The sequence below is a fragment of the Lentilactobacillus kefiri genome, from assembly GCF_009739535.1.
GTDB lineage: Bacteria > Bacillota > Bacilli > Lactobacillales > Lactobacillaceae > Lentilactobacillus > Lentilactobacillus kefiri.
The window spans coordinates 706,709-730,600 of sequence record NZ_CP029971.1; the positions used below are offsets into that span (position 1 = coordinate 706,709).

The 23,892-nt window shown below is 42.9% G+C and carries 20 protein-coding genes and 3 pseudogenes; 7 read left to right on the forward strand and 16 right to left on the reverse strand.

Going from position 1 to position 23,892, the window contains the following annotated elements; translation table 11 throughout:
- Positions 1 to 124 precede the first annotated feature (124 nt).
- The 8 genes from DNL43_RS03640 to DNL43_RS03675 all read right to left on the reverse strand — a co-directional run bounded on the left by DNL43_RS03640 (position 125) and on the right by DNL43_RS03675 (position 9,933).
- A complete protein-coding gene (locus DNL43_RS03640; protein ID WP_109249118.1) occupies positions 125 to 820 on the reverse strand; it encodes an ABC transporter ATP-binding protein in 696 nt (231 codons plus the stop codon).
- 2 nt (positions 821 to 822) lie between these two features.
- Positions 823 to 1,887, reverse strand: a complete 1,065-nt coding sequence (locus tag DNL43_RS03645; RefSeq protein ID WP_056981808.1) for an ABC transporter permease — start codon at positions 1,885 to 1,887, stop codon at positions 823 to 825.
- Positions 1,887 to 2,411, reverse strand: a complete 525-nt coding sequence (locus DNL43_RS03650) for a TetR/AcrR family transcriptional regulator (RefSeq protein ID WP_056981806.1) — start codon at positions 2,409 to 2,411, stop codon at positions 1,887 to 1,889. The genes DNL43_RS03645 and DNL43_RS03650 overlap by 1 nt, the downstream gene beginning before the upstream one ends.
- 135 nt (positions 2,412 to 2,546) lie before the next feature.
- Positions 2,547 to 3,608 (reverse strand): hypothetical protein, encoded by a 1,062-nt coding sequence (locus tag DNL43_RS03655; protein WP_156644998.1) that lies wholly within the window; start codon positions 3,606 to 3,608, stop codon positions 2,547 to 2,549.
- Between the two features lie 86 nt (positions 3,609 to 3,694).
- Positions 3,695 to 4,807: a hypothetical protein gene (locus DNL43_RS03660; protein ID WP_054769678.1), complete on the reverse strand. Its 1,113-nt coding sequence runs from the start codon at positions 4,805 to 4,807 to the stop codon at positions 3,695 to 3,697.
- A 172-nt stretch (positions 4,808 to 4,979) separates the two neighbouring features.
- On the reverse strand, positions 4,980 to 7,547 hold the full coding sequence (locus tag DNL43_RS03665) for an FtsX-like permease family protein (RefSeq protein ID WP_056981805.1): 2,568 nt from the start codon (positions 7,545 to 7,547) through the stop codon (positions 4,980 to 4,982).
- Between the two features lie 12 nt (positions 7,548 to 7,559).
- Positions 7,560 to 8,042, reverse strand: coding sequence for a glutathione peroxidase (locus DNL43_RS03670; protein WP_056981802.1), 483 nt, complete (start codon positions 8,040 to 8,042; stop codon positions 7,560 to 7,562).
- Between the two features lie 100 nt (positions 8,043 to 8,142).
- On the reverse strand, positions 8,143 to 9,933 hold the full coding sequence (locus DNL43_RS03675; protein ID WP_054769677.1) for an ABC transporter ATP-binding protein: 1,791 nt from the start codon (positions 9,931 to 9,933) through the stop codon (positions 8,143 to 8,145).
- A gap of 159 nt (positions 9,934 to 10,092) precedes the next feature.
- Between DNL43_RS03675 and DNL43_RS03680 the strand changes: the two genes are divergently transcribed.
- The 3 genes from DNL43_RS03680 (at position 10,093) to DNL43_RS03690 (ending at position 11,816) form a co-directional block, all read left to right on the forward strand.
- A complete protein-coding gene (locus DNL43_RS03680) occupies positions 10,093 to 10,422 on the forward strand; it encodes a toxin-antitoxin system (RefSeq protein ID WP_095345006.1) in 330 nt (109 codons plus the stop codon).
- A 19-nt stretch (positions 10,423 to 10,441) separates the two neighbouring features.
- Positions 10,442 to 10,699, forward strand: a complete 258-nt coding sequence (locus DNL43_RS03685; RefSeq protein ID WP_191991390.1) for a type II toxin-antitoxin system RelE/ParE family toxin — start codon at positions 10,442 to 10,444, stop codon at positions 10,697 to 10,699.
- A gap of 148 nt (positions 10,700 to 10,847) precedes the next feature.
- Positions 10,848 to 11,816: an IS30 family transposase gene (locus DNL43_RS03690; protein ID WP_054769923.1), complete on the forward strand. Its 969-nt coding sequence runs from the start codon at positions 10,848 to 10,850 to the stop codon at positions 11,814 to 11,816.
- Positions 11,817 to 11,844: 28 nt separating this feature from the next.
- Here DNL43_RS03690 and DNL43_RS03695 read toward each other — a convergent pair whose 3' ends face one another.
- Positions 11,845 to 12,882 carry a lipoate--protein ligase gene (locus tag DNL43_RS03695; RefSeq protein ID WP_095344971.1) on the reverse strand — a complete coding sequence of 346 codons (1,038 nt, stop codon included), beginning with the start codon at positions 12,880 to 12,882 and terminating at the stop codon, positions 11,845 to 11,847.
- 841 nt (positions 12,883 to 13,723) lie between these two features.
- Here DNL43_RS03695 and DNL43_RS03700 point away from each other — a divergent pair.
- Positions 13,724 to 13,960, forward strand: coding sequence for a hypothetical protein (locus DNL43_RS03700; protein ID WP_054769533.1), 237 nt, complete (start codon positions 13,724 to 13,726; stop codon positions 13,958 to 13,960).
- A gap of 40 nt (positions 13,961 to 14,000) precedes the next feature.
- Here the strand turns inward: DNL43_RS03700 and DNL43_RS03705 are convergent, their stop codons facing one another.
- The gene (locus tag DNL43_RS03705; protein ID WP_054769534.1) at positions 14,001 to 14,507 is read right to left on the reverse strand and encodes a pyridoxamine 5'-phosphate oxidase family protein; all 507 of its coding nucleotides are present in this window, start codon (positions 14,505 to 14,507) and stop codon (positions 14,001 to 14,003) included.
- 181 nt (positions 14,508 to 14,688) lie between these two features.
- Between DNL43_RS03705 and DNL43_RS03710 the strand changes: the two genes are divergently transcribed.
- Complete coding sequence (locus DNL43_RS03710; RefSeq protein ID WP_054769535.1) at positions 14,689 to 16,014, forward strand: dihydrolipoyl dehydrogenase family protein; 1,326 nt, start codon at positions 14,689 to 14,691, stop codon at positions 16,012 to 16,014.
- 318 nt (positions 16,015 to 16,332) lie between these two features.
- Here the strand turns inward: DNL43_RS03710 and DNL43_RS03715 are convergent.
- A pseudogene (locus DNL43_RS03715) lies at positions 16,333 to 17,277 on the reverse strand (PTS sugar transporter subunit IIC); the annotation flags it as partial.
- A 99-nt stretch (positions 17,278 to 17,376) separates the two neighbouring features.
- Between DNL43_RS03715 and DNL43_RS03720 the strand changes: the two are divergent.
- On the forward strand, positions 17,377 to 18,297 hold the full coding sequence (locus DNL43_RS03720) for an IS30-like element ISLsa1 family transposase (protein WP_156645000.1): 921 nt from the start codon (positions 17,377 to 17,379) through the stop codon (positions 18,295 to 18,297).
- 5 nt (positions 18,298 to 18,302) lie between these two features.
- On the opposite strand, the pseudogene DNL43_RS03725 reads toward DNL43_RS03720, so the two are convergent.
- The 4 genes and pseudogenes from DNL43_RS03725 to DNL43_RS03740 form a co-directional block, all read right to left on the reverse strand.
- A pseudogene (locus tag DNL43_RS03725) lies at positions 18,303 to 18,434 on the reverse strand (PTS sugar transporter subunit IIC); the annotation flags it as partial.
- A gap of 1 nt (position 18,435) precedes the next feature.
- Complete coding sequence (locus DNL43_RS03730) at positions 18,436 to 19,431, reverse strand: D-2-hydroxyacid dehydrogenase (RefSeq protein WP_179286818.1); 996 nt, start codon at positions 19,429 to 19,431, stop codon at positions 18,436 to 18,438.
- 15 nt (positions 19,432 to 19,446) lie between these two features.
- Positions 19,447 to 20,625, reverse strand: a complete 1,179-nt coding sequence (locus DNL43_RS03735) for an aminotransferase class I/II-fold pyridoxal phosphate-dependent enzyme (protein ID WP_056983132.1) — start codon at positions 20,623 to 20,625, stop codon at positions 19,447 to 19,449.
- Positions 20,626 to 20,905: 280 nt separating this feature from the next.
- Positions 20,906 to 21,622, reverse strand: a pseudogene (locus DNL43_RS03740) (demethylmenaquinone methyltransferase).
- Between the two features lie 62 nt (positions 21,623 to 21,684).
- Here DNL43_RS03740 and DNL43_RS03745 point away from each other — a divergent pair.
- Positions 21,685 to 22,599 carry a 1,4-dihydroxy-2-naphthoate polyprenyltransferase gene (locus DNL43_RS03745; RefSeq protein ID WP_056983126.1) on the forward strand — a complete coding sequence of 305 codons (915 nt, stop codon included), beginning with the start codon at positions 21,685 to 21,687 and terminating at the stop codon, positions 22,597 to 22,599.
- 9 nt (positions 22,600 to 22,608) lie between these two features.
- On the opposite strand, the gene DNL43_RS03750 is transcribed toward DNL43_RS03745, so the two are convergent.
- The gene (locus DNL43_RS03750; protein WP_056983124.1) at positions 22,609 to 23,664 is read right to left on the reverse strand and encodes an SGNH/GDSL hydrolase family protein; all 1,056 of its coding nucleotides are present in this window, start codon (positions 23,662 to 23,664) and stop codon (positions 22,609 to 22,611) included.
- Positions 23,665 to 23,892: the final 228 nt, after the last annotated feature.

Below are 23,892 nucleotides of genomic sequence, written 5' to 3' on the forward strand. Positions count from 1 at the left end.
GCATGGGTTCCCTTTTTTGATTATTTGTCTTCATTGCACATCTATATTATGCCATGAAGTAAGATTGAGAGTCAATGATAATTAATTTGACCAAGATCCTTGATCCCTGTATTTGTGTCCAATATTAACGGTCCAACACATGTTCCTTATCCTTCAAACTAATCTTACCGTCCAAGATCTCATAGGTCTTGTCCGCAAAATCCAGCAACCGCAAATCATGGGTTACAACCACAACCGCCTTATTTCTGCTTTCCGCGAGATCCTTAAACAATTTGCCAACCTCAGCCACTTTTTCGCTATCCAAAGCAGCGGTTGGTTCGTCCACCAACACAATATCCGGATCGGCATATAACGCTCCGGCAATTGCGACTCGTTGAGTTTGACCGCCGGAAAGCTCGCCGGGAAACTTGTCAACAAGTTGGGAGATTCCCAGCTGCTTCAGCAAATTATCCAAATCCTGCTTACTCAAGTTTCCTTCACGCTTAACCTTATCGACAAATGCAAATTGTTCTTTAACCTTCAAATATGGCACCAGGTTATACGACTGAAGGACAAAGCCGACTCGGTTCAATCGTAATTTATCACGCTGACCTTTAGTCAGTTTTTCCACTGGCTGGCCTTCCACTTCGACAGAACCCGAAGTTGGTGTCTGTAAGCCGCCGGCAATGGTTAAGAAGGTACTTTTCCCTGAACCGGATGGGCCAACGACCAGAATAAGCTGCCCACGATCCGCGGCAAAGTTCACATCTTTCAAAACATGCACTTTGCTAATGCCACTTCCGAAATACTTATTAATATTTTTTAATTCAATAACTGACATGATTAACCTCCAATTACACTGACAGGATCAACGGTCGCAATCTTTTGGGCAGGAATTGCCGCTCCAATGACTCCCATGATCATCAACCCAATTGAAATCCAAGTGAGCACCGGAATATTAAACGCCATTGGGACTCCCACTGGCAAAAGCGATCCGGTTAATGCCGCCAGAAGTGCACCGATCACGACGCCGGATGCCATTAAAATCAGTGACTGACTAGTAATTGTTGAAACAAGTGCCCTGGCAGGAATTCCCTGAGCTCTTAATACGGCATACGTTGGCAATGCCTGCATGGTCAAAATGTACAGGAACACGGCGATAATGACCAACGAAATAATCATCAAAAAGCCAATCATAAAGCCAAAGGTTGTATTTTCAGCAGAATATCCGGGAAGCTTTGAAATAAACTTATTCATCGAATACGTCTTCAAATGGGAATCATGGGCATTGTACTTGGCATTTTTAGAAACAATGGCACTTCCGGAAACCGGCGCATTGGGAATTCCCCGTAAGTATTTCCAGGTAGCCATGGTTCCGTATGCGACTGGGGCAACGTTTAATTTAGCATTCTTGGTAAAGCCGACAATTTGGTATTTGTCCTTGAACGAATTCAAAGTCACCTTGTCACCCAGTTTGTAGCCGTCAGTCTTGAACTTTTCATCAACCACGATTTGATGGTTATTACGCGCTTTGTGACCTGAAGTCAGCTTCAAATCTTTAATGATAAATTGGGATTTACGAGCACCAATAAATGAAGCCGAAATCTTCTCTTTGCCCTTGTGCTTGGCAACAACCGGTGTTGACCCAATCACGGCCTCCTTGGATGATAATTTGGCATCTTTGGCCTGATCGTTGGTAATCGTCGACTGCGTCAAACTGATATTTGAATCCTTGTTCAAAACAATACTTTTGGCATCCCATGAATTAATTGCCTGGGTATTTTCACCGGCAAGGCCGAATGCCAAACTGGTCAAGATAAAGATTAAGTAGGCGATCAAGACCACCATCGAAATGATTAATCCATATCGTAATTTTTCGTGTCGAATTTCTTTTAAAGCTAAATACATTATGCGTTCCCCTTCCCTGACAACAAATCCAGTGCATCTGAAAGCTTCTTCATGATGACTGATTGTGAATCCGGATTGATAATAATCTGTTTGATTGCCTCATGGCTTAAAATCATCGTGGCCCACTCAGGCGCTGTAACCGTGTTGGGATCCACACTTCCTTGAGAAATTAGCGATTCATTTTTCATCAGGTGCATCTTAATTAAGCCAAAGTACTGACTGTCACGGGCCCCCTTTACAAAACCCGTCACCTGATCCAAATAAAATTGTGGTTGAAACACGCCGCCAGTTTCATTGTTAATCTCACTATGAATGTCTCTCATCGCAACGCCGTAAAGGTATTTATATGCATCGGTTAAGTCGTCAAAATATTTATAAAAGGCGCCTCGGGCAATTCCAGCAGTCTTTACAATGGGCGCCACTTGAGCAGTTGCCAAAGGTTCAGCTGAGAATTCTTTCAGTAGTGCCTGACGAATCTTGGTTTGTTTTTCAACGCTTAAATTGGTAAATGTTTTCGATACCATGATCATTCTCCTTATATGACACCGTGTCATTAATCTATAAATCGAGTATAAAGCCTTGGTGACACGATGTCAACAATAAAGTTTAAAAGAACCGCAAAACGGCCAGAGACGGCAATTTCGCGGTTCTTTATGATTTTAATATCGAGTTGTTGATCTCAAAAGTTCAGGATTTCGGTTGGACAATAACATTGCGTGACCGGTTGAACCAAAAATCATACTCTCAAATTCACGGTGTGAATTAAAGCGCATATATTTGATATCGCTTGGACGCAAGTGGCCGCGGCCATTCAACTTTCTGGCTGGAAGGGTTTGAATTGAATCATCGGAAACCAGGTAAAGTCGGCCGTTGTGTGGGTTGTAGCCCATAGCTTGTTGATGAGTACCAGTTTGTTTTCTCAGCATTTGCTTAGCCAAACGAACGTGGATTGAACGACTGCCCAATTTACCTTTATAAATCTTAACGTGGCCGCCGGAAATTCCCCACCAATATGCATTACCGGAGTTATCAAAGGTTAAGTCGTGGCCGGCAGGGACCATTGCACCACGGTTATTCATATGGAACTTGATGGCTCTGTTGGGCTTTAATGAAGACATGCTGATTCGTTGAATTGTTGACCAGGCAGTTGGCTTCATATCGGCACGGTCACGCCACATCCAGATTGAGTGGTGCTTCTTGTTGTATGCCAATGATTGACCGTGACCGACGTTGAACATTGGTCCAACCTTCATGCCGGCAGTCTTTTTGCCTAGTGAGTTTTGAGCTTTGCTTAAGCTCATATGATTCAAGGTACTTCTGTTATAACGAACAATAAATCCTTTACCATGGAATTGATGTGGTGCATAAAGGACAAACAGATACTTACCGGCAAATGCAGCTGCTTGAGGATTAGTCACATCCCGACTGGATTTACCCAGTGCCTCATGCGTAGCTGGCAGAAGATACTTGGTCTTCAAAGTCCATTTAGTACCGTGAACACTCTTGATAGTTTCACGGCCGGATGGATTCTTGGACCAACCATAATTACCGGCTTTGACAAAGTGAACCTTGCTGTTGTTCAGGATCCGTAAACTCGAGCCTGAATACTGGCTAATGGCATTGCTGTGCTGCACAATCGTAGCAGCATCAACAGTTCCAGCAAATGACGTACTCAACAAAATTGCCGTAGCAATTCCCACAGATAACTTACCAAACTTCATAATACCCCTCCAGATATTCCATTAATTTGATATACTTTGATAACATTATTGTACATCTTGAACTTGAAAAATCTACACTTTATTTATTAATATGATCGATTTGCTTGTAAAACTTCGGGACAGTGGTTGACCAGTAAATTACCACGTGAAGAGCCATCATAGGCAATCCCTTCAAATTCGCGTTTGGGACCAAACTGTGTCCATTCAAAGTTGTGGTTGGTCAGATGCCCATGACCTTTTAATCGTTTGGACGAAAAACTGGCAATCGAAGCATCTGACAGCATCAACAACCGCTTGCGGACGGGATTATATCCCATGCTTTGAATGCGGGTTCCAGGCAAGTGTTTCAAGACTTGGTGGGTTAAACGGAAATGAACGGATCGGTGATGAATCTTACCTTTGAAGATATACGCACCCCAACCGGGGAATGACCAGAAGTAGGCATTGCCATACTTATCAAAGGTCAAATCATGGCCACCGGGAACCGACACGCCATGACTGTGTAGCCGGAAACGAATCGCATGATCCGGTCTTAAGCTGGAAGCCTTGATGTGTTGGATATAACCCCAGTTGCTGACAGGAACTCGTGGTGCCTTTTCCTTATCGCGCCACATATACAGACCGTGATTTTTCCAGTTATATGCAAGTGATTGGCCGTGTCCGGTTGTAAAGATTGGGCCGACTTTAATGTACTTATGAATCTTCTTTTGGATCTTTGAGTATTTGCCATGATGCTTATGATAGGCATCGCGCAATTCTTTTGGATGAAGTTGAATACCCATTGCATCCAACTTCTTGATGTTAAACCTGACAATGCGACCCTTATTGCGAATATTGGTTGGGCAATAAACAATGTACATATAACTTTTGCCATTCATGGCAATTGACTGCGGATTTCCCCATCGTTGGCCATCTTTACCTGGCAACGGTAAGATATACCGAGTTCTAAATGTGACTTTTTTGCCTCGTTCTGAAGCAATTTCGTGCTCAATGCCGGTATGGGTAACGTGATAATATTTTTTAGGCACTTTCACGTAATGAACCTTCGAATTATTCAGGTTTCGTAACCGACCTTTATGTAATGCTGATGAACGTTGATGATAAATATGAAATTTGGCATTTGCGTTGATTGGCGATTGGAGCGCCAAAAACAACACTAAAAATAGGGCAAAACAAATAACCCTCTTGATGGACCTCATGCAATTCCCCCTCAGAAATGAACATTTGTTAAGATTTCGTAAAGTTCCGAATACATTCAATATTAGCCTTTTGCGTAACAAATGTAAATGTTATTTATAGACAAATTGTTATAATAATAAAACGCCGGGTGATTACCCGACGTTTTTGTGTTTTCATATTTAGATTCTACATTTATTCCCGAGAAGATAATGAATCCAACATATCAATATTTTTCAATTTATAGTGGGTAATCACGCCGACTACCAAGCTAAAACAGGCCGTCAAAACAGCCGACCAAATATAGCCGGGATAATGCACCGTTAGCGGAAATAGGATGGCACCGGTTTGAGCCTTAATCATGATGAAATGGTGGAGAATCAAACCGATGAACCAGCCAAAGAAAATGCCGGCCAAGGTTAAAACCACATTTTCTCTGGCAACATATGCCGTCACCTCGTTGTCGTAAAATCCGAGAACTTTAATAGTTGATAGTTCGCGCATTCGCTCGGAAATATTGACGTTGGTCAGGTTGTAAAGAACCACCAACCCGAGGGCTGCCGATAAGGCAATAAAGATCAAAACAACTGAACTCAAGCCAACCGTGCCAAGTGTACTGTTGGCATATCTTGGATAAGTAACATTCAAAACGCCGGATTGTTTCAGCACGTTCCGACTGGTATGATGACGGCTTTGAGTGGTCTCGCTTTTAAGCTTGAGCAGCCGTGAGTTTGGTGAATATTTGGTCGATGAAACTTTGTTAAAATACTTTGGCGTCAAATACATATAGTGACCGGCATAATTCTTGGTGATCCCGGCAACTCGAACTTTTAGCAGCTTGTTGCCAAGCTTTGCGGACAACACGGTGCCCTTTTTGGCATTCATATCAGTTGCCAGCTTTTCGGTAAGAATGACGCCGGTATTCGTAAACTTCTCGGCTTTGCCGGTTTTTGGGTTGGCTAGTGAAACATACTTTTCAAAATGCGCAGTCGATTGAGGCGCAATCATTGTGACCGTTGCATTACGTTTAATGCCCTTTGTCGGGGCAACGGTGACGGATTGAACCATTGCCGATTTTTGAGATTGAATATTTTTATCATGAATTTGTTTATTCGAATCGGCCAGTGTCACAATCCCCTGATAATGCTGTACCTGATTGAACTGATCCGGAATCAAATCGTTAACGGAATCTCGAATCCCAAATCCAGCCAGCATCAATCCCGTACAGCCGGCAATGCCGACAATCGTCATAATCATCCGGGTCTTGTATCGAAAGAGGTTTCGATAGCTAACTTTCTGGTTGAAATTCATTCGACGCCAAAGCGGCTTGATTCGCTCCAACAAAATCCGTTTGCCGGCTTTAGGAGCCCGCTCACGCATTAGTTCCGTCGGTTTTTCACGGAGATTGATCATCAAAACAACAGCGGCACTTCCAAGAGTTGCAACCAGACCGGCAACGAGGGCTTCAACGATAAATGCCCAGGGAATGACCCCATGGTACTGGGTCAAATTATTGTTGCTGAGCATCCCAAAGATGAACTTCGGCAAAGTAATCGTGCCGAACACGCCTCCTGCAATGGAGCCAAGAATCCCGGCCAGAACCGAATAAATGACATACTTCATTGAAATGAAGCCCTTGGTATAACCGAGGGCTCGCATCAAACCGATTTCTCGCCGGTTCTTTTCAATCATCCTGGAAATGGTCGTGAATGTAATCAAAACAGCGATGAAGAGGAAGAATCCCGGAAAGATCACCGCGATAGCCGCAATACTCTTGGATTCGTCAAAGTAGTCCTGATAGCCCACATTAGCGGTCCGGTCATTATAAAGATAGGTTGCCTGGGGAGTCTTTTGTAAAGCCTTCTTGGCAGCTTGTAATTTTGAAATGCCGGCCAAAATCTTTTTGGCAGCTGCTTTTGTCGTTGTACTTTGATATTGGGCCGGGACGGCTTTAAGCTGCTTGGCCTGTCTTTGGAGTTGGGTTAAACGCTGATTAACCTTTGCCAGTTCTGGTTCAATCAACTCGGCACGCCTTTGCTCCGGTCGGGCATCAAGTTTGCTTTCAAGTCGATCCTGATCGCAATTGACGCGCTTATTATACTTGCTGGTGCCAGCCGTCAAGCCACTGGTGTTATTGAAACGGACAGCAATCATTGCGAAAGCTTTCTGATCAAATGCCCGGCTTGGCGCATAGGCAAAGTAATCCACTTCACCGCTGCCAACGTTGGTGGTTCCCCGATCAGTGGAGCTGACAAATAATGGTGAATTAACAAAGCCGACAATTTTAAACGACTTGGATTTCAAGCCGTCCATTTTAGGCAACGTGTAAGTTTGACCTAATTTATAGCCGTCAGATTTGGCCTTATCATCCAACACAATTTGGTTTTCATTGACCGGCAGCCGACCAGAAACCAATTTTAACCGATTCAGTTTGGCTGTTTTTGAGTAAGAGTAGACCTGAACAACCTGATTTTGAGACTTCTTAACCGTCACCATATGGTTAGGTTCGGCAGTCTTAACATTTTTATCATTCCTGATCAGACTTAAATCTTTATTTGTGAGTCCCAGTGTCGAAGTGACATTTAGATCCCCCAAATTCTGTTGGGCAAAGTACCGGTCGGCAGAATTATCCAAATCAGGTCCGGTTGCCCGGATCCCAACATAGAGTAGTGATCCCAGCAGGATTATGAGGACAATCGAAATAAACTTACCCCAAGAGTAAGTTATTTCGCGAATTGTTGCTTTGAAATAGGTCGAATTCAACTTGTTGCCTTCTTATAAGATGATTTTTGTATTAAGCGCGGTGTAGACGGCTTCTTCCATTGCTTCGGGTTTAGTAATTGGCGCAAAACGATGAATCAACTGACCATCCTTACCAATCAAAAATTTGGTGTAATTCCATTTAATTTTGCCGTGGCCGGATTCGTTCTTAAGGTGGGTAAACAAAGGATCTTCACCGTTGCCATTGACAACGACTCGCTTTGTCATGGGAAATGTTACCCCATAATGCAGCCGGCAGTACTCGTCAGCTTCCTGATCACTGGCAAGCTCTTGATGGAACTGGTTTGAAGGCAGTCCGAGAACAACCAGTCCCTCATTTTTATACTTCTTGTATAGCTGTTCCAAGCCTTCCAGTTGAGGTGCCAAGCCACACTTGCTGGCCGTGTTGACAATGATCACAACTTTATTCTTGAACTCACTTAAATCAAGCGTTTTGCCGCTCATTTCGGTTTCTTGATAATCGTAAATTGTCTTCATTTTTCGTCACCCATTTTTTAGTATTTATGTTCAGTGTAAACTAAAAGGCCAAAAAAAGCAGTCACGAATATCAAATTCATGACTGCTCAACTAATCTGCTCTATTCAAATTGGGCCTCATAAAGCTGCTTGTAATACCCATTTTCATTCATCAATTCATTGTGAGTTCCCCGTTCCACAATCTTGCCATCATCCACTACCAGGATTTGATCGGCATTATGAATGGTCGACAATCTGTGGGCAATGACCAATGATGTCCGTTGCTCCATCAGGTTTTCCAATGCGTGTTGAATGGTCTTTTCTGATTCATTATCCAAAGAAGCAGTGGCTTCATCAAGAACCACAATCTGGGCGTCCTTCAGCAGGGCTCGGGCAATCGCAATCCGTTGCTTTTGCCCGCCAGATAAACGGATTCCCCGTTCGCCAACCTGGGTCTTCATCTGGTTGGGTAATCCCTTAATGAAATCATCGATATCCGCCAGTTTGGCAACCTGCCACAGCTGTTCGTCCGTGGCACCGGGTGTCCCATAACGAATATTGTCGGCAATCGTGCCGTCAATGATGAAAATGTCTTGAGAAACAATCGCAATGTTTTGTCTGAGCGATTTTAATCTGATGTGTTTAATTGGAATGCCGTCAAAGTAAATCTGACCGCTGTTAACATCATACAAACGGTCCAGTAAATCGGTAATTGTTGATTTACCGGCACCTGAATGGCCAACCAGGGCGGTTTGCTTGCCAAATGGAATGTCAAATGACACATCCCTGATGGCCGACTTATGTGGTGACTGCGGTTCATCCGACGTATACGAGAATGTCACGTGGTCAAATTTGACTCCAGACTTAATCTGTGGAAATTCAACTGCATCCTTATCATCCACGATTGCCGGCTTCAAGCCCATGATGCTGACAATCCGGCCGTATGAAACCAAGGATTGCTGAAACTGATTTAGCAGTCTGGAAAAAGCACTAATCGGGCTTTGAAGAATTCCTACATAACTCAGGTAGGCAACTAGTTGTCCAACCGTCAGCTGGTTTTTGAAAACAAACAGGGTTCCCAAAAACAGGACAATTGCCGTGCCAAGGTATTCAATGAAAGTTACCAGCGGCGAGAAAATTGCCTGATTCTTGGTGGCTTCAATGATATTATCCTTATTCATGGTTGCTAATTTATCGAAGCGTTGTGATTCCAAATCCTCAGTTGTGTAACTCTTGATCAACTGAATTTGAGTCAGGGTGTTTTGCAGCTGATTGGTCATCAGTGCCTGTGACTGTCTGGCTTTTCGATACGATTCACGAATCCGGGTTCTAAAAATTCGGACAGCTAAGAAAATCAACGGAAATGTCAGACTGACAGCCAAAGCCATTTCCCAATTAACAAAGAACACAAATCCCAGAACGCCAACAAACGTGAAGATACTCCCAATCAATGACAGCATGTTCGGCGAAATCAGGTTCTGCAGATTATTAATATCCGAAGTCAATCGGACCATCAAATCCCCGGTTTTACTGGATTCAAAGAAATGCGTATCCAGTCTAATCAGATACTGATAAAGCTGATTTCTGAGATTTGTAATGGCCCCCTGACTCATCACGCCCATGTAATAGGTTGAAACATAGGTGAAAATCCCAGAAATTGTGACGGTCAAAAGCAGCAGGCCAACGACAACGGCTAGCTGCGCGGTACTTTTATTTGGAATAACGTGGTCAATAATATACTGGTTGAATTGTGGCAATAAGAAATCCATCAACGATAGAATGGTCAGAACAACAACGTTGACGATCAGAATCCACGGTCGTTTAAGAACCGTTCCAAACACAAATTTGAACATCCCCATCATCGTCACGCCAGCTTGAACATCATCGTTTTCTTGGCTTTGTGCCTGCTTCATATGCTCACCCCCGAAAACTGTTCGCATTACTTATGACGCCATATTATTCCACGAATGGGCAGGAAAGGTCAAAGGATTAGCTTACAGATATATTGATTGAAATTATCAAAAAGTCCAGATATAATGTAATTACTAATAAGAACAAATGGGGTGACTTAAATGGAAACTCAGACTAGAAAACAAGGAAACTCAATTATGTTGACGGTGCCCAGTAAGTTTAACATTGGCCCCGGCGTCACAGTGAAGCCAAAGTTAACGCCCGATGGTATCTTCTACGAGTTTGTTAAAGAGGATGACGACTTCTTTAATTTTGATGAAGACATCTTGAACGATATTGTAAAAGATAAGATTCCTGAGGAACAAGTACCAAAGGAGTTTACAAAGCGTAAGAAGGCGTTGAATGGTGCCTGGAAACAAATGGTAAAAGAAGCAAAAGACTCCTCAGTTCCGACAACCCGAGAGGCCTTTGAAAAAGAAATTGGGCTATGAGATTGAGCTTCCTAACCGAGTGAAGAGATACATCAAGAAGATTAAAGATAAACGATTTAAACAATTAATTGTGGAAGCAATCTTTCAAGATATCCCCAGCAATCCTGAACATGGGACGGTAAAACATGGCGATCTTGCGGGCATATACACATGGAATATCACCTATCAAAAAAGCATGTATCGAATAGCATATTCGATCATCAATGGAAAAGTGATAGTGATTATTTTAGTTGGATCTCATGAAAGTTTTTATGATCAATTAAAGAAACTACAATGAGTATACTAAATGGTCCCCAATAAACTTTTATAAGCTTATTGGGGGCCATTGTTTTTCTATACCCTGTTTGTAAAATTAAGTTAGAAATTTAAAAAGCCATTTGTGATAGACTTTTGAGTGTTGAAATCAAAAGAAAGGCTGATCACAAATGACCTATACTCATCTTACCATAGACGAACTCACTACAATTTATTCCTTTTGGAAGCTCAATAAAAAGGCTTACCGAGTAGCACCAGCACTCCACCGGAGTGCTGAAACCGTTTATCGCATCTATCGTTTTCTTGACGCTGGCGGTACGCTTATTGATTACCAACAACATTATCGACGGCACAAACAACATTGTGGGCGTAAGCCCATTCAACTAGCCCCTGATGAACTGGTTTATATCCAAGCCAAAATTCAAGCGGGGTGGCAACCAGATACAATTATTAATCGCCACGAACGTTCTTTTAGCTGCGGCGTACGAACCCTATATCGCATTTTCAAACATGATGCTTTTGGCTTGTTCGCCAAAGATTTACCCATGCATGGTCAGCGTCACCCTAATGGGTACGTTGAACGACGAGGAAAAGCTGGGCAATTGGGCAGAGATTTAAAAACCCGTTATCAGGACTATCCTAATTTTAAACGAGAATTCGGTCATTTAGAAGGCGACACGGTTCAAGGCAAAAACCATCAGGGTGCCGTAACCACACTGGTTGAACGGCAGACCAAGGTCGCAATTGTTTTGAATTCACATACCAAGTCATCACAAAACGTCAATCGTAGTTTAGCAGCCTGGTTGACGAAGCTGCCACGCCACTTGTTTAAGTCCATCACGTTTGATAATGGTAAGGAGTTCGCCGGTTGGCGAACGATTGCTAACCAGTTTGATTTAAATATTTACTTTGCCGCTGTAGGAGCACCCAATCAACGTGGGTTGAATGAAAACACCAACAACTTACTTCGTAAGGATGGGTTGCACCATGATCTCATCATGGACCAGCTATCAGATGAATTTGTCCAGGCTGTTGCTAGTCGACGGAACCATATTCCCAGAAAAAGTCTCAATTATCAAACACCACTTGAGGCATTCGTAAATCAAATCACTGATGAGCAGCTAAAATTTCTAACTTAATTTGACATTTGAAGATATAAAATAATATTTAACTAATCTTAGTTTTCTCCAACAACAAGTCTGCCAACTCATCAGCCGAAACATCTCCAAGATTGCCTTTAATATCAACTTTATTCAAAGCAGCGACCAAAGCATCTTTCGTAAGTTTAACACCGTTCAGGACCTTTTCAATTACTGAAATATCACCGCCAGTGATGAAGTCACCATATATTTTAATATCAGAAATCGTATTTCCATTCAATGAATAGTTGAAGCTGACCGTTCCGATATCATAATGTTTGGATACATAATAATCAAAGCCGGGATTCTTTCCATAGTTCCACTCATCAGTATCATATTTGCCTTTCAAACGCTCATCGATAATCGACCAGTCGTGATCGTTCAAATGATAGGTTTCAATGTCATCCAATGATTTGGCGTTAAACAACCGCAACAGTAAAGCCTTCTTAAAACCTTCAATATCCAAATTCTGGAATTCGGGTTTCAAGAATGGCTTAACATTAGTGACCCGGCTTTCAACAGATTTAACCCCTTTGGATTCCAACTTGTCCTTTTCCGGAGTCAGAACCTTGGTGGCCACATCCATAGCCAAATCAAACATCAACGTCCCACCGGCCGCATAGGACTTGCCGACCTTAAACATCGTCATCCCAGAAAACTTTTGGTTGCCAATCACCATATCGTTTCGGCCGCGCATCTCGGCATCGGTTGCGCCCATGTCATGCAAGGCATCAATGATTGGTTGGGCAAAATATTTAAAGTCACCAAAGTGCTCATCATCGTTAATTACAATATTTTCAAAAATAATATTGCCATAATCATGGTAAACAGCACCACCACCGGAAGTCCGTCGAACCAGCTTGATACCCTTTTCCTTCAAATAAGGCATGTTGACTTCGGCGTATGCATTCTGATTAACGCCAACAATAACCGCCGGTTGATTAACATACATAATTAACCCGTAGCCGGGGAGCTTCAAATCATTTACAAGGTAATTATCCAAAGACTGATTCACAATCGGATCATAGACAGGCTTGCCATTTCTTGATGTATCAATAAAGAACATAGATGAACCTTCTTTCAAATCCAGGAGTTCTGGAACCGCTACCATCATGATAGAACGAAAGTTGGCGAATGTATACGTCAGACGTCAATTAGTGAATTTTTTATGAAGATTGTGAGGATTTTGTGACCGTTCTGTGAAGGTTGTCTGAACTTATTGGTTAAGGGGTTGTGGGGGGGGGGAACTACTGGCGTACCATTAATTTCATAATATATTATGAGTTGATGAAAAATTAAGGGGTGATAGTATGACTCAAAAAATGAAACTGTCGCGTTCAGCAACTAATTTTTTGATAAGATGGGCCATCGTTGGTCTTGCCTTTATCCTCATCCTATATCTACGAGGATCCTTAGATGTCCACCCAACAAATCTCAATTTACTATCCTTTAAATCCTTGAACACCAGTGTGACCATTGTGTTGGAAATACTGTTCGCGTATTTAGTGGCTTCATTCATCCCCATCCGAAGAATTGTTCTCGTCCCAACATGTATTCTTGTTTTTACGGCTGATTTGTACTTTCTACAATTCATTTTTAACCTTTTAAGTGGTAAGGTTACAGCAACACTGCTGTATGCAGTCATCACATTGTCATTTGCCGGAATAATCTATGAGTTGTCTATTATCACGGCTAAAACTATTGATAACTTGAAGTACCAGGAATCCAATAATCACATCAATCGATGGCAACATTCTTTAAGATCAGCCATCAAGTTAAAGTGGCACCCCCTGATAATGTTGTTAGTTTTTTACATATTCACCTTGTCATTCACCAAGTAGTTTAAGGTTCGAAAAGAGAATAATATTGTCAAAGTGCTACAGTTTACTTGTAAGGAGATGGTTCCAATGACAATGCAGCAACTCCGTGACCGCATGATCCAATACTTAACAATCACAATTCCGCTTGCAACACTCATCGTTTCAGTGCTTTCACTATGCTACTTCATGTGGTGGAGTGGCGATCATTCAAGCGGTGCCTTGCTCTATAGCTTAATGCCATTTGCCCTGGGCATCCTGATTTCAATTCCTGGTTGGTTTTGGAGGCGTGAAGCGCAAAAGCATGATTCAAAATCAAACTCATAAAAAATAAAGCATTGACCTCAAATTTGGTCAATGCTTTTTATTATTTGAACTCGGGATCATCACCACCATGAGCTTTGGCAGTATACGACTTCACCGTAATTTTAATAACGCCAACGTATTCGATTGTCTTCTCTGAAACATCAAAATCAGCCAGTTTCTGACCGGTTTCATGCCCCAACAGCAATTGTAAAGCGTGCTTTTTAGTCTCTGGATCATCCACCAGTTCAGCATCCCCATAGCCCATTACACTACGATAAGCAAAACTCGGGGTGTTTTCCTTGGGATCTTTAGGAACCATTAATTGCCCACCGTCGTCAATTTCAAACCCCATCCGGCCGTCTTTTTTGATCAATTCACGTTTGGTACCCTCCGGCGCACCGTGAATGTACAACGTCAAATGGTTATCCCCATCAAATTCATAGGCAAAGTTGGTTGGCACAACGTATGGATAATCGTCCGTTCTAAACCCACTATGAATCACGTGGGAATCTTTTAGTATCTGTTTAATTTCATTAATATCAGTGACTTCCCGATCTTTTCTGCGCATACGATCAGCTCCTCTTGTTTTTATTTTAAGTATAACGATTTCAACACTATGCGTACATAACCAGTCTCGAGAGCTGGAAACTTTTCAGGCCAATTCATTGCACACAACCTATTTACAGGTTACGCTTTGGTTAGTTCAAGATATAATCGGTTTTTACTCAGAATTATAGGAGGCTTATTTTATGGCAAATTATGATTATGACGTTTTATATATCGGTAGTGGCCACGGCACCTTTGATGGCGCAATTCCACTAGCTGCCCGCGGCAAAAAGGTCGGCGTAATTGAATCCGGCTTAATTGGCGGCACCTGTCCGAACCGTGGCTGTAACGCCAAGATCGCTTTGGATGCACCGGTTAAATTAACTCGATTAACTGAAAAACTCCAGGGAATCGTTAACGGCAATCTTTCAATTAACTGGACCGAAAACGAAAAGCACAAGCAGGAAGTCATCCAGGGGTTGCCTGACATGATCGGTGGCTTAATGAAGTCGGTTAACATTGACATCATTAAGGGTCACGGATCTTTCCAAGATGCCCACACTGTGTTGGTTGGTGATGAGTCTAAAACAGCAGAAAAGATTGTCATTTCAACCGGTCAACATCCACATCGCTTAAATATTCCCGGCACTGAATTGGCTCATGACAGTGCTGACTTCATGAACTTAACCGACTTACCTGCCAACATCACAATTATTGGTGCCGGTTATATTAGCATGGAGTTCGCAACAATTGCCAACGCTGCCGGTGCCAAAGTCACAGTGATTACCCACGGTGACAAGGTCTTACGGAAGTTTTACCAACCATACGTCAATCAAATCGTTGCTGATTTGAAATCTCGTGGTGTTGAATTTATCAATAATGCCAAAGTTTCTAGTTTTGAAAAAGATGGCAATAACTTCATCGTTAATTACGATGGCGGCCAAGTAAAGACCAACTGGATTTTGGATGCCACCGGCCGGGTACCAAACGTTGATGATATTGGTTTGGACAAAGTTGGCGTTGACTACACTAAAAAAGGCATCAAAGTCAACGATCATCTGCAAACCAACATTGATAACATCTACGCTTCAGGTGACGTGATTGACAAGGATCAGCCAAAGCTCACGCCAACCGCAATCTTCGAATCCATCTACCTGATGCACACATTTGCCGGTGATACGACTGACGCTATTAACTATCCGGAAATTTCATCGGTTGTCTTCACCTCACCAAGAATCGCCAAGGTCGGTGTTTCTGTGGAAGACGCTAATAAAGACGACTTCACGACCAAGGAAAACCACCTGCCGGATGACTGGTACCGACAAGTAACAAAGGAAGATATCGGCGACAACACATTAGTATATGACAAACAAAATCACTTGGTAGGCGCCACTGAAATCAGTGACCAAGCAGAAGACGCAATCAACGCATTGTTACCGGCAATCGTATTCAAGTTCGAGCCGGCACAATTGGAACGATTGGTAACATTGTTCCCAACAATTGCGGCGGATGCATGGGGGCAAATTTAAAGAGTGTGACGAGCAACGTTTTGACACGGAGAGCTAAGGCCGCTTTGATTTAAATTCCGCATTTGGATTTGAATCAAAGTGGCTTAGATCGCAGTGTCAGTTGCGTCGCCAAGTAGGCTAGACAGGCTTTCAGCCGGTCGTCGAAACACGTTTCCACTATATAAAAGGAAGCCACCAAAAAGTATAATTCACCAAGTAAAACCACAAGAAATCCCACCATATCTGGTGGGATTTTTCTTCTCTAATAGTTAATGTTTCGCAAACGGCTTCCATAACAGAAGCCAACTATCAACCTAGCTGCTAATTGACTGACATCTATTAATAATTCAACTCAAAATCTTGTGAATCAAAATAATGGAACTTGGCTTCAAATAGATAATTACTAACAAGTCCGAGGGCAATCGGAATCACAAAGAAAAGCAAGGTGACTAATCCGATGTTCAGTATATTGGCATTTCCATAACCATTAATTGCAGCAATCGGGCCGATCAATCCGGCGAATCCAAATCCGGCAGACATCGGCGTCCCGGAAACGCCAAACAGCGCACCAAGACCACCCATAATCCCTGCATTTAAGACAACCGGAACAATGAGTCTGGGCCTGGATAAAATGTTGGCCATCTGCATTTTGGGCGATCCTAAGAAATGCGCCAACGAGGTTCCAACTGAATTGACTTTCCAACCATAGACTGCCAAGGCAAAGCTGGCAGCAACAATCCCCAAGTTGGCTGACCCGGCAGCAAGGCCATTGATCCCAATGGCGGCTGCAATTCCAACGGAGGAGATTGGTGAAACGATCAGAATCGAAAAGACCATTCCAATCAAGATGCCCATCACAATTGGCTGAAGTTGGGCTAATTGCTCAATCCCCAGACCAATCATTTGGGTAATTGCCCCGACCGGCTTCAAAGTCAGAACCCCAATACCACCGGCGATGATCAGCACCAGCAATGGAATTAACAAAATTGTGTATGCTTTTAAAGCTTGGCCAAGCAGTGCAATGATCAAATAACCGATCATGATTGTAATCGCAATATTAATCACATCGCCACTGCCAGCGACCACGTACGAGGTTCCCTTCAACTGAAAATTACCGGCACCGGCAATCGCTGCCAATGCCAGTGATGACGTTTGAATCGGTGAAAAGCCGGCCATCATGCCAACACAGACGGCACTGACGGGTGCCATTAAGACGGTGGCCATCCCCGTTAATGTTAGAAAGAAAGCAGCCTGTGGAAATACCGGAAGCAAAGCCTTTAACAATGGCAAATTCTATAATTAATCCGAACAGAAATTAAAAAGCCCAAAGCAATCACTTACAATGGTAGTAACTAATTCCAACCAATATAGGGAGTGATTACTTTGGGTACATCTATTTTATCACGTTTTCAACGTGGCGCACTAGCACAACTGGTCAATGAGGGGAATAAATCTTACCAAGTAATGGCTGACGCCTTAGGCGTCGCCAAAGCTACGATTAGCTATGAGTTGGACCGGGTTAAACCTTATGATCCAGAATTAGCTCAGCAAGATGCAGATCGCAAAAGGCGGAATTGCGGTCGTCGTTCGATGCTGACGGCAGCATTAGCGACTTTAATTACCAATCACTTACGATTAACCTGGTCACCAGAAACCATTGCGGCCGCTTATAACTTGAGCACTGCGTCAATTTATAATTGGCTTAATCGTGGCTGGCTCCCCTTCAAATTGACTGATCTACCCAATCGGAATGTCCGCCAGCACCGAGTGAGCGAAAATCGTGGGAAATTTACAAGTGGGACTTCCATCGAACAACGGCCAACAACTGTTAATCAACGGTTAGCTTTTGGTCATTGGGAAGTAGATACGGTGCTTTCTAGTCGAAGTGAGTCACGATCATGTCTGGTTACATTCGTAGAACGTAAGACCCGACTTCTATGGGCCATCAAAGCCCCTAATAGAACGGCTAAGGCTCTAAACACCGCCTTTGGCAAGTTTATGGGGGTCTTCGGTCCCCAAGTAAAATCCATTACTGTTGATCATGGTAAAGAGTTTGCCAATTATCAGGCCTTAGAACAGGATTATCAGATCAAAGTTTATTTTTGCCATCCATATTCACCATGGGAGCGAGGTTCCAATGAATATTTTAATAGACGGTTACGCTGGTTCTTCCCGAAAAAGACCAATTTTAGCCAAGTAACGACTGATGAGATCCTAGCAGCACTTGAACTAATTAATCAACGACCATTAAAAATACATCATCAACAGACTGCCATTGAAAGATTCCGGGCTTGTTCGGATTAAACTTGTAATTTGCCCAATTGATTAAGCAAGGCTCCGGGGACCAGAGCAACAATAATTCCGATTGACAGTCCGTTCAGCGTGTTCATTATGAGGTCACGGCCATTTAGCCGTGTTGATGGTTCCGATATTATATTCATATTATTCTCCTACTTCGTGGGGACTCTTTTGACCATTCAAAATAGTGACAACATCATTCAAAGAAATCTCAATCATGTTCTGCACAGCCACTTCAGTGTAGAAGCCAATATGCGGCGTTACATTGACGTTTGGCATTGCCAGCAACTTCTTCAAGTTATCGTTATCGATCTGCTTGCCGGTCAAATCCTGACCAACAATGGTATTTTCACCTTCAAAGGTGTCAATCGCAGCAGCGGAAATTTCCTTATTTTCAAGTGCGGAAACCAACGCACCAGTATCGACAACCTGGCCTCTGGAAGCGTTGATGAAGATAGCTGTTGGCTTCATTTTTTTGAAGACATCTGCAGTAATCATCTGGTTGGTTTCATCCGTTAAAGGTGTATGCATGGTGACAATATCCGCAGTTTTAAATACCGTATCATGATCAACGTAAGTCAGGGTATCGTTTAACTCTGGCCGATGAACCGGATCAGCGGCGATAACTGTTGCACCCAAAGCTCTGAAAATTCGGGCAACGGCACTCCCAATTTTACCGGCACCGATAATCCCAACGGTCAACGTATGAATTTCACGGGCTTCAATACCCTTCCAGCTGAAGTCACCATGTTTCTCACGTTCCTGAACCTCACCGATATGGCGAAGCAGGCCCATGACATCGGCTAATACCAGCTCACTGACAGAACGTGGTGAGTATGCCGGCACATTGGTAACGACCAAGTCATTTTTCTTTGCCTGATCCAAGTCAATGATTTCAAAACCGGTAATCCGCAATGTAATTTGCTTAATGCCAAATGAATGCAGCTTCTCATAGATCGACGGATCGGAAATGGGACCATGCTGCTGAATAACAATGCCATCGTATCCCTTGGCGAGATCGACCGTTTCGGTGCTTAACGGAACGGAATTCGTATCAACTTGAATGCCATTTTGCTTAACCCATTCATTCAATGGCTTTTGTTCATCTGGTCGGACATTGTACATTAAAATTTTCAAGATAATTCAGACTCCCTTTTATTTAACTGATTGTTTGTCAACGTATTTTTGAATTCGACTAACTGCTTCTTGAATGTTTTCTTCACTAGCAGCGTAACTGATTCGGACGTAGCCCTCACCACCTGGCAGGAAGTATGAACCGGGAATTAATGCAACTTTGGCTTTCTCGGCCAAGTCATAACAGAATTCCTCACTATTTTGGTTCAAGCCGTCAGGGATCTTTGCGAAGACATAGAAGGCACCGTTGGGTTTAGGACAACTGAACCCGGCTTTTTCCAAACCGGCAACCAAGAGATCGCGGCGCTTCATGTATTCATTCTTCATAGGCAATGCGTCATCCATGCCGTTCTTAAATGCTTCTTCGGCGGCAACTTGAGTGTTGGTGGCCAGCGACGTAATTGTAAATTCACTGACCTTGGCAACTTCATTAATAATGTCCTCAGGTCCGCAAATCATGCCGACTCTCCAGCCGGTCATGGCGTGGGATTTGGAAACTCCGTTCATCACAAGGGTTTGTTCCGGCAGAATTGAGCCCATTGAAACATGGGTGCCATCGTATGTTAATTCACTATAAATTTCATCACTCAAACAAATGATATCGTGTTTGGAAATCACATCAGCCAATTTTTGAAGATCGTCCTTGTGGTATGTAACACCGGTTGGGTTGTTCGGGAAGTTCAAAATAACTGCTTTAACAGTGTCTTTGTTTGCTTCAATTGCTTCAGACAATTTTTCTGGCGAAAGAACAAAACCATTGTCGGAGGTATCAACGAAGATTGGCTTTGCGCCAGCCAACATGAGGATTGGAACGTATAATGGGAAAATTGGTGTTGGGACAATGACTGTATCACCAGGATTAATCATCGCAGTTAAGGCCGCATAAATCGCACCGGTGGCACCGGCCGTCATGATAACCTGCTTGTCGGGATCGTAATTCAAGCCATATTTTGTATTCAAGAAGTTGGCAGCCGCTTGACGGAGGCCTTCAATTCCCCGTGAATTGGTGTAATGACTCTGATTGTTTTCGATCGCCTTGATGGCAGCCTGCTTAACGTGTTCCGGGGTATTGAAATCAGGCTCACCCAAAGTCAGCTTGACGATATCCGGAATCGCTGAAATTTTTGCGTTGAAAGTTAAAATTGCTGCTGGTGTTAAAGATGCCACCCGTTTGTTCATCTTGTCCGATAATTTACTCATTATATATTCTCCTCCTAAATAAATTGGGTCCCCAAAGTCAATGGACTGACTGTGAGGACCCACCATAGGTTTAATCCCGCACAGTCAACTCAGTGATCTGTGCGGCCTTAATTTGCATTACGAAATGCTCTTGGCTTATCCACAGATCACACTTGGAAAAACCAAAAGTAATATCGACAACTATTCATTTGGATGTTTAATTGATGTTGCATAATTAAAATCTCCTTAGAATATGTTAAACACATGATAACGTTATTAATCTTGTGAATCAAGGGAAATTTTAAGATTGCTTGGTTCCAAGGTGAAAAGCTGCCGCTCCAAAAGTAAATTGACGGTAGCTGACATCGGTGAGGCCAGCGTTTCGAAACATTTCAGCCAATTTGGCTGCCGACACAAATTCTGCGGTTGTCTGCTGCAAATAGGAATATTCGCGATATTTATTCACAGTTAATTTTGCCATAATTGGGACCAACTTAAAATAGACTTTCCATCCCAGCTTCACAACTGGATTCGTCGGTTTTGACGTCTCAAGACAGGCAACCCGGCCATGCTAGCGAATCACTCTGGTCATCTCACGGAGAACCTGGTTGGCATCCGGCACGTTACGCAAGCCAAAGCCAATGGTTGCCAAATCAAACTTGTCATCGGTATACGGCAGGTGCATGGCATCCCCCCTTACAAAAGTTATCCGATCCTGCAAACCGGCAGCAGCTACTTTCTTTTCGGCGATTTTCAGCATCTGGTCACTAAAGTCGAGGCCGACAACCTGTCCGGATGGCCCAACGGCTTTAGCCAGTGCAATCGTCCAATCCCCCGTGCCGCAGCAGACATCAATCGCAAAAGTGCCGGGTTGAACATTGAGCTGCCTCATCACCAGCTTGCGCCAGTGCTTGTGGTTTCCGAGACTAATCAGGGAATTCATGCTGTCATAATGATCGGCGATTTGATTAAATAATGATTCAACTTTTGGTTCCGGGGTTTTATTTGTCAGGCTCATTTTCCTGCTCCTTTGTTATAATGGTAAGTGTTTTTGAAATAATTGATTTATTGGAGGTCAAGATGAGTTTATCAACTTTTGCCGAACTAGTCGAACTCAGGGCTAAGGCAGCCAGTGTTTTCCCGTTTTTCACGGGACTGTTTTTCAGCTGGTATCTACTCGGTTCAGTTAACGGCCTGTATGCTGTGCTCTTTTTTATCGCAATGATTCTATTCAACATGACCGTCGATACTTTGGACAACTATAACGATTACATGCATTCCAGTGAGGACAAATGGAAAAGCGACACAAATATTATTGGCCGCAAGCACATTTCGTTAAACCTTATCCGCACAATGATCGTTGGCATGATTGTCCCTTCCGCATTAATCGGGCTCTACCTGGTTTTCGAAGTTGGCTTGCCATTGCTGTGGATGGGCTTAATTTGTTTTGCCATCGGGATCATGTATTCATCAGGTCCACATCCAATCTCAAGTACCCCATACGGAGAAGTCGCTTCCGCATTTGCAATGGGCATCATGATCACGCTGATTTCAGTATACGTCAACTCCTATCAGATGTTCGTGTGGAAAGCATCCCTGCTGGGTCAAATTCTACTGGCATCAGCACCACTATTCTTTTGGATTGCCAACATCATGCTGGCAAACAATATCTGTGATGCACACGAAGACAAGGTCAACCATCGCTGGACGATTGTGCACTATATCGGCGTTAAAAATGCGCTAATGATGTTTAACTCCGCAAACGTTATTGCTATCTTATTAGTCTTTTATGCCATGTACATTGGCGTTTTTCCACTTGCACTATTCTCGATTTTATTGGCGATTCCCTTAATCATTAAGCAATCACTGATTTTTAATCATGAACAGATTAAAACCAAAACGTTCGTGTGCGCAGTTCAAATCATGATTTTTGGATCACTGAGCATGTGTATCGGATTCTTAGGCTATTGGATTTACACACTGTTTGCCAACTAATCACCCAACTTAATGCTTAATCAACCATTTTGCCAAATAATAACCCAGCTTCTGAGCAGTCCTGGCAGTCGGATGAATTTTATGATCCTGCAGGGCAACGGTTCGGTTACGGGCGTCAATCACATTCGGAGCAATTCTGTCAAAGTTCACGACAGTTGCTCCGAGTTTTTTGTATACCCGATATTCGGCAACTCTCAATTGATTCAGGGTGTAACCATACATATTGGGAAGATTACCACAGTCTTGACCGAAGTTACCAAATCTGGAAATTGGTAATATGCCGTATACCTTTGCTCGGGGATTAATTCTGCGGATATATCTGATTTCCCAATATAAATGGCGGGACACGTTGGTCAGACTACCGGATCGTGACCAATTAGTATAATCATTGGTTCCGATATGAACGAAAATGATGTTCATCTTTTTAATAGTCCGTCGATTGTGCCGAAGAACAACGCTTAGATCTCTAGGAACAACCTTGTTATATCTACCGCCTACGTATCGATATTCATGACCGACAATCTGGGCGTTGGGAACTGCTTCATTTCGTAGCTTGGGTTTGGATCCCAAGTACTTTCTTGTCCAATCGGGATAGGAATCGTTCAGATAAAAATGAAAACCATCCCAGCCAGAAGGAATCGAGTCACCAAATACTCCAATCCGTTTATGGGCGAATCGTTTACCAGCTGATGGTAATGCAATTTTAAACGACTTTGATGCAATGCCTTTTACTTGAGAATGAAATACCCAATATGTATATCGTCCATTGGCACTTTGAAGTTCAAAGATGATTTTCTTTTTGCCGTTAATTGAGACTTTGGCAAAACGCTGCCGATACCAGGCGGTCTTTCGGTAATGCTTAGTGGTGACGTAATGCTTGAAGCTCAAACTGGTATATAATTTGGCGTGCTTTTTGACCGCATACGCGTGGGAATGAATGGGTGCGACTTCCTGAATTTGAACTCGTTGAAACCCTGCGGCTGAAGCATTGGATGAACACGTGATAAATATTGCTGCGCCAGCTAAAATGAGCACAGCAAAATAAGCGATACGATTTCTCAACAATTGAAAACTGCCCCCTCAGACATAGAATATGAACATTATTTAAAAATAACTCTTTTCGCATGAAGACAAGCTGTTTTAATTATAATATAGTTTGGATACCAGACAAAATACAAAATGGTAACAAAATGCCTTTTTATCAATCATCCAAACGTACTAAGACAAAAATAAACAGGAGTGAGTCAAAGATGGCTCACTCCCGTTTCGTAAAAATTGGTTACTCGATTTTAA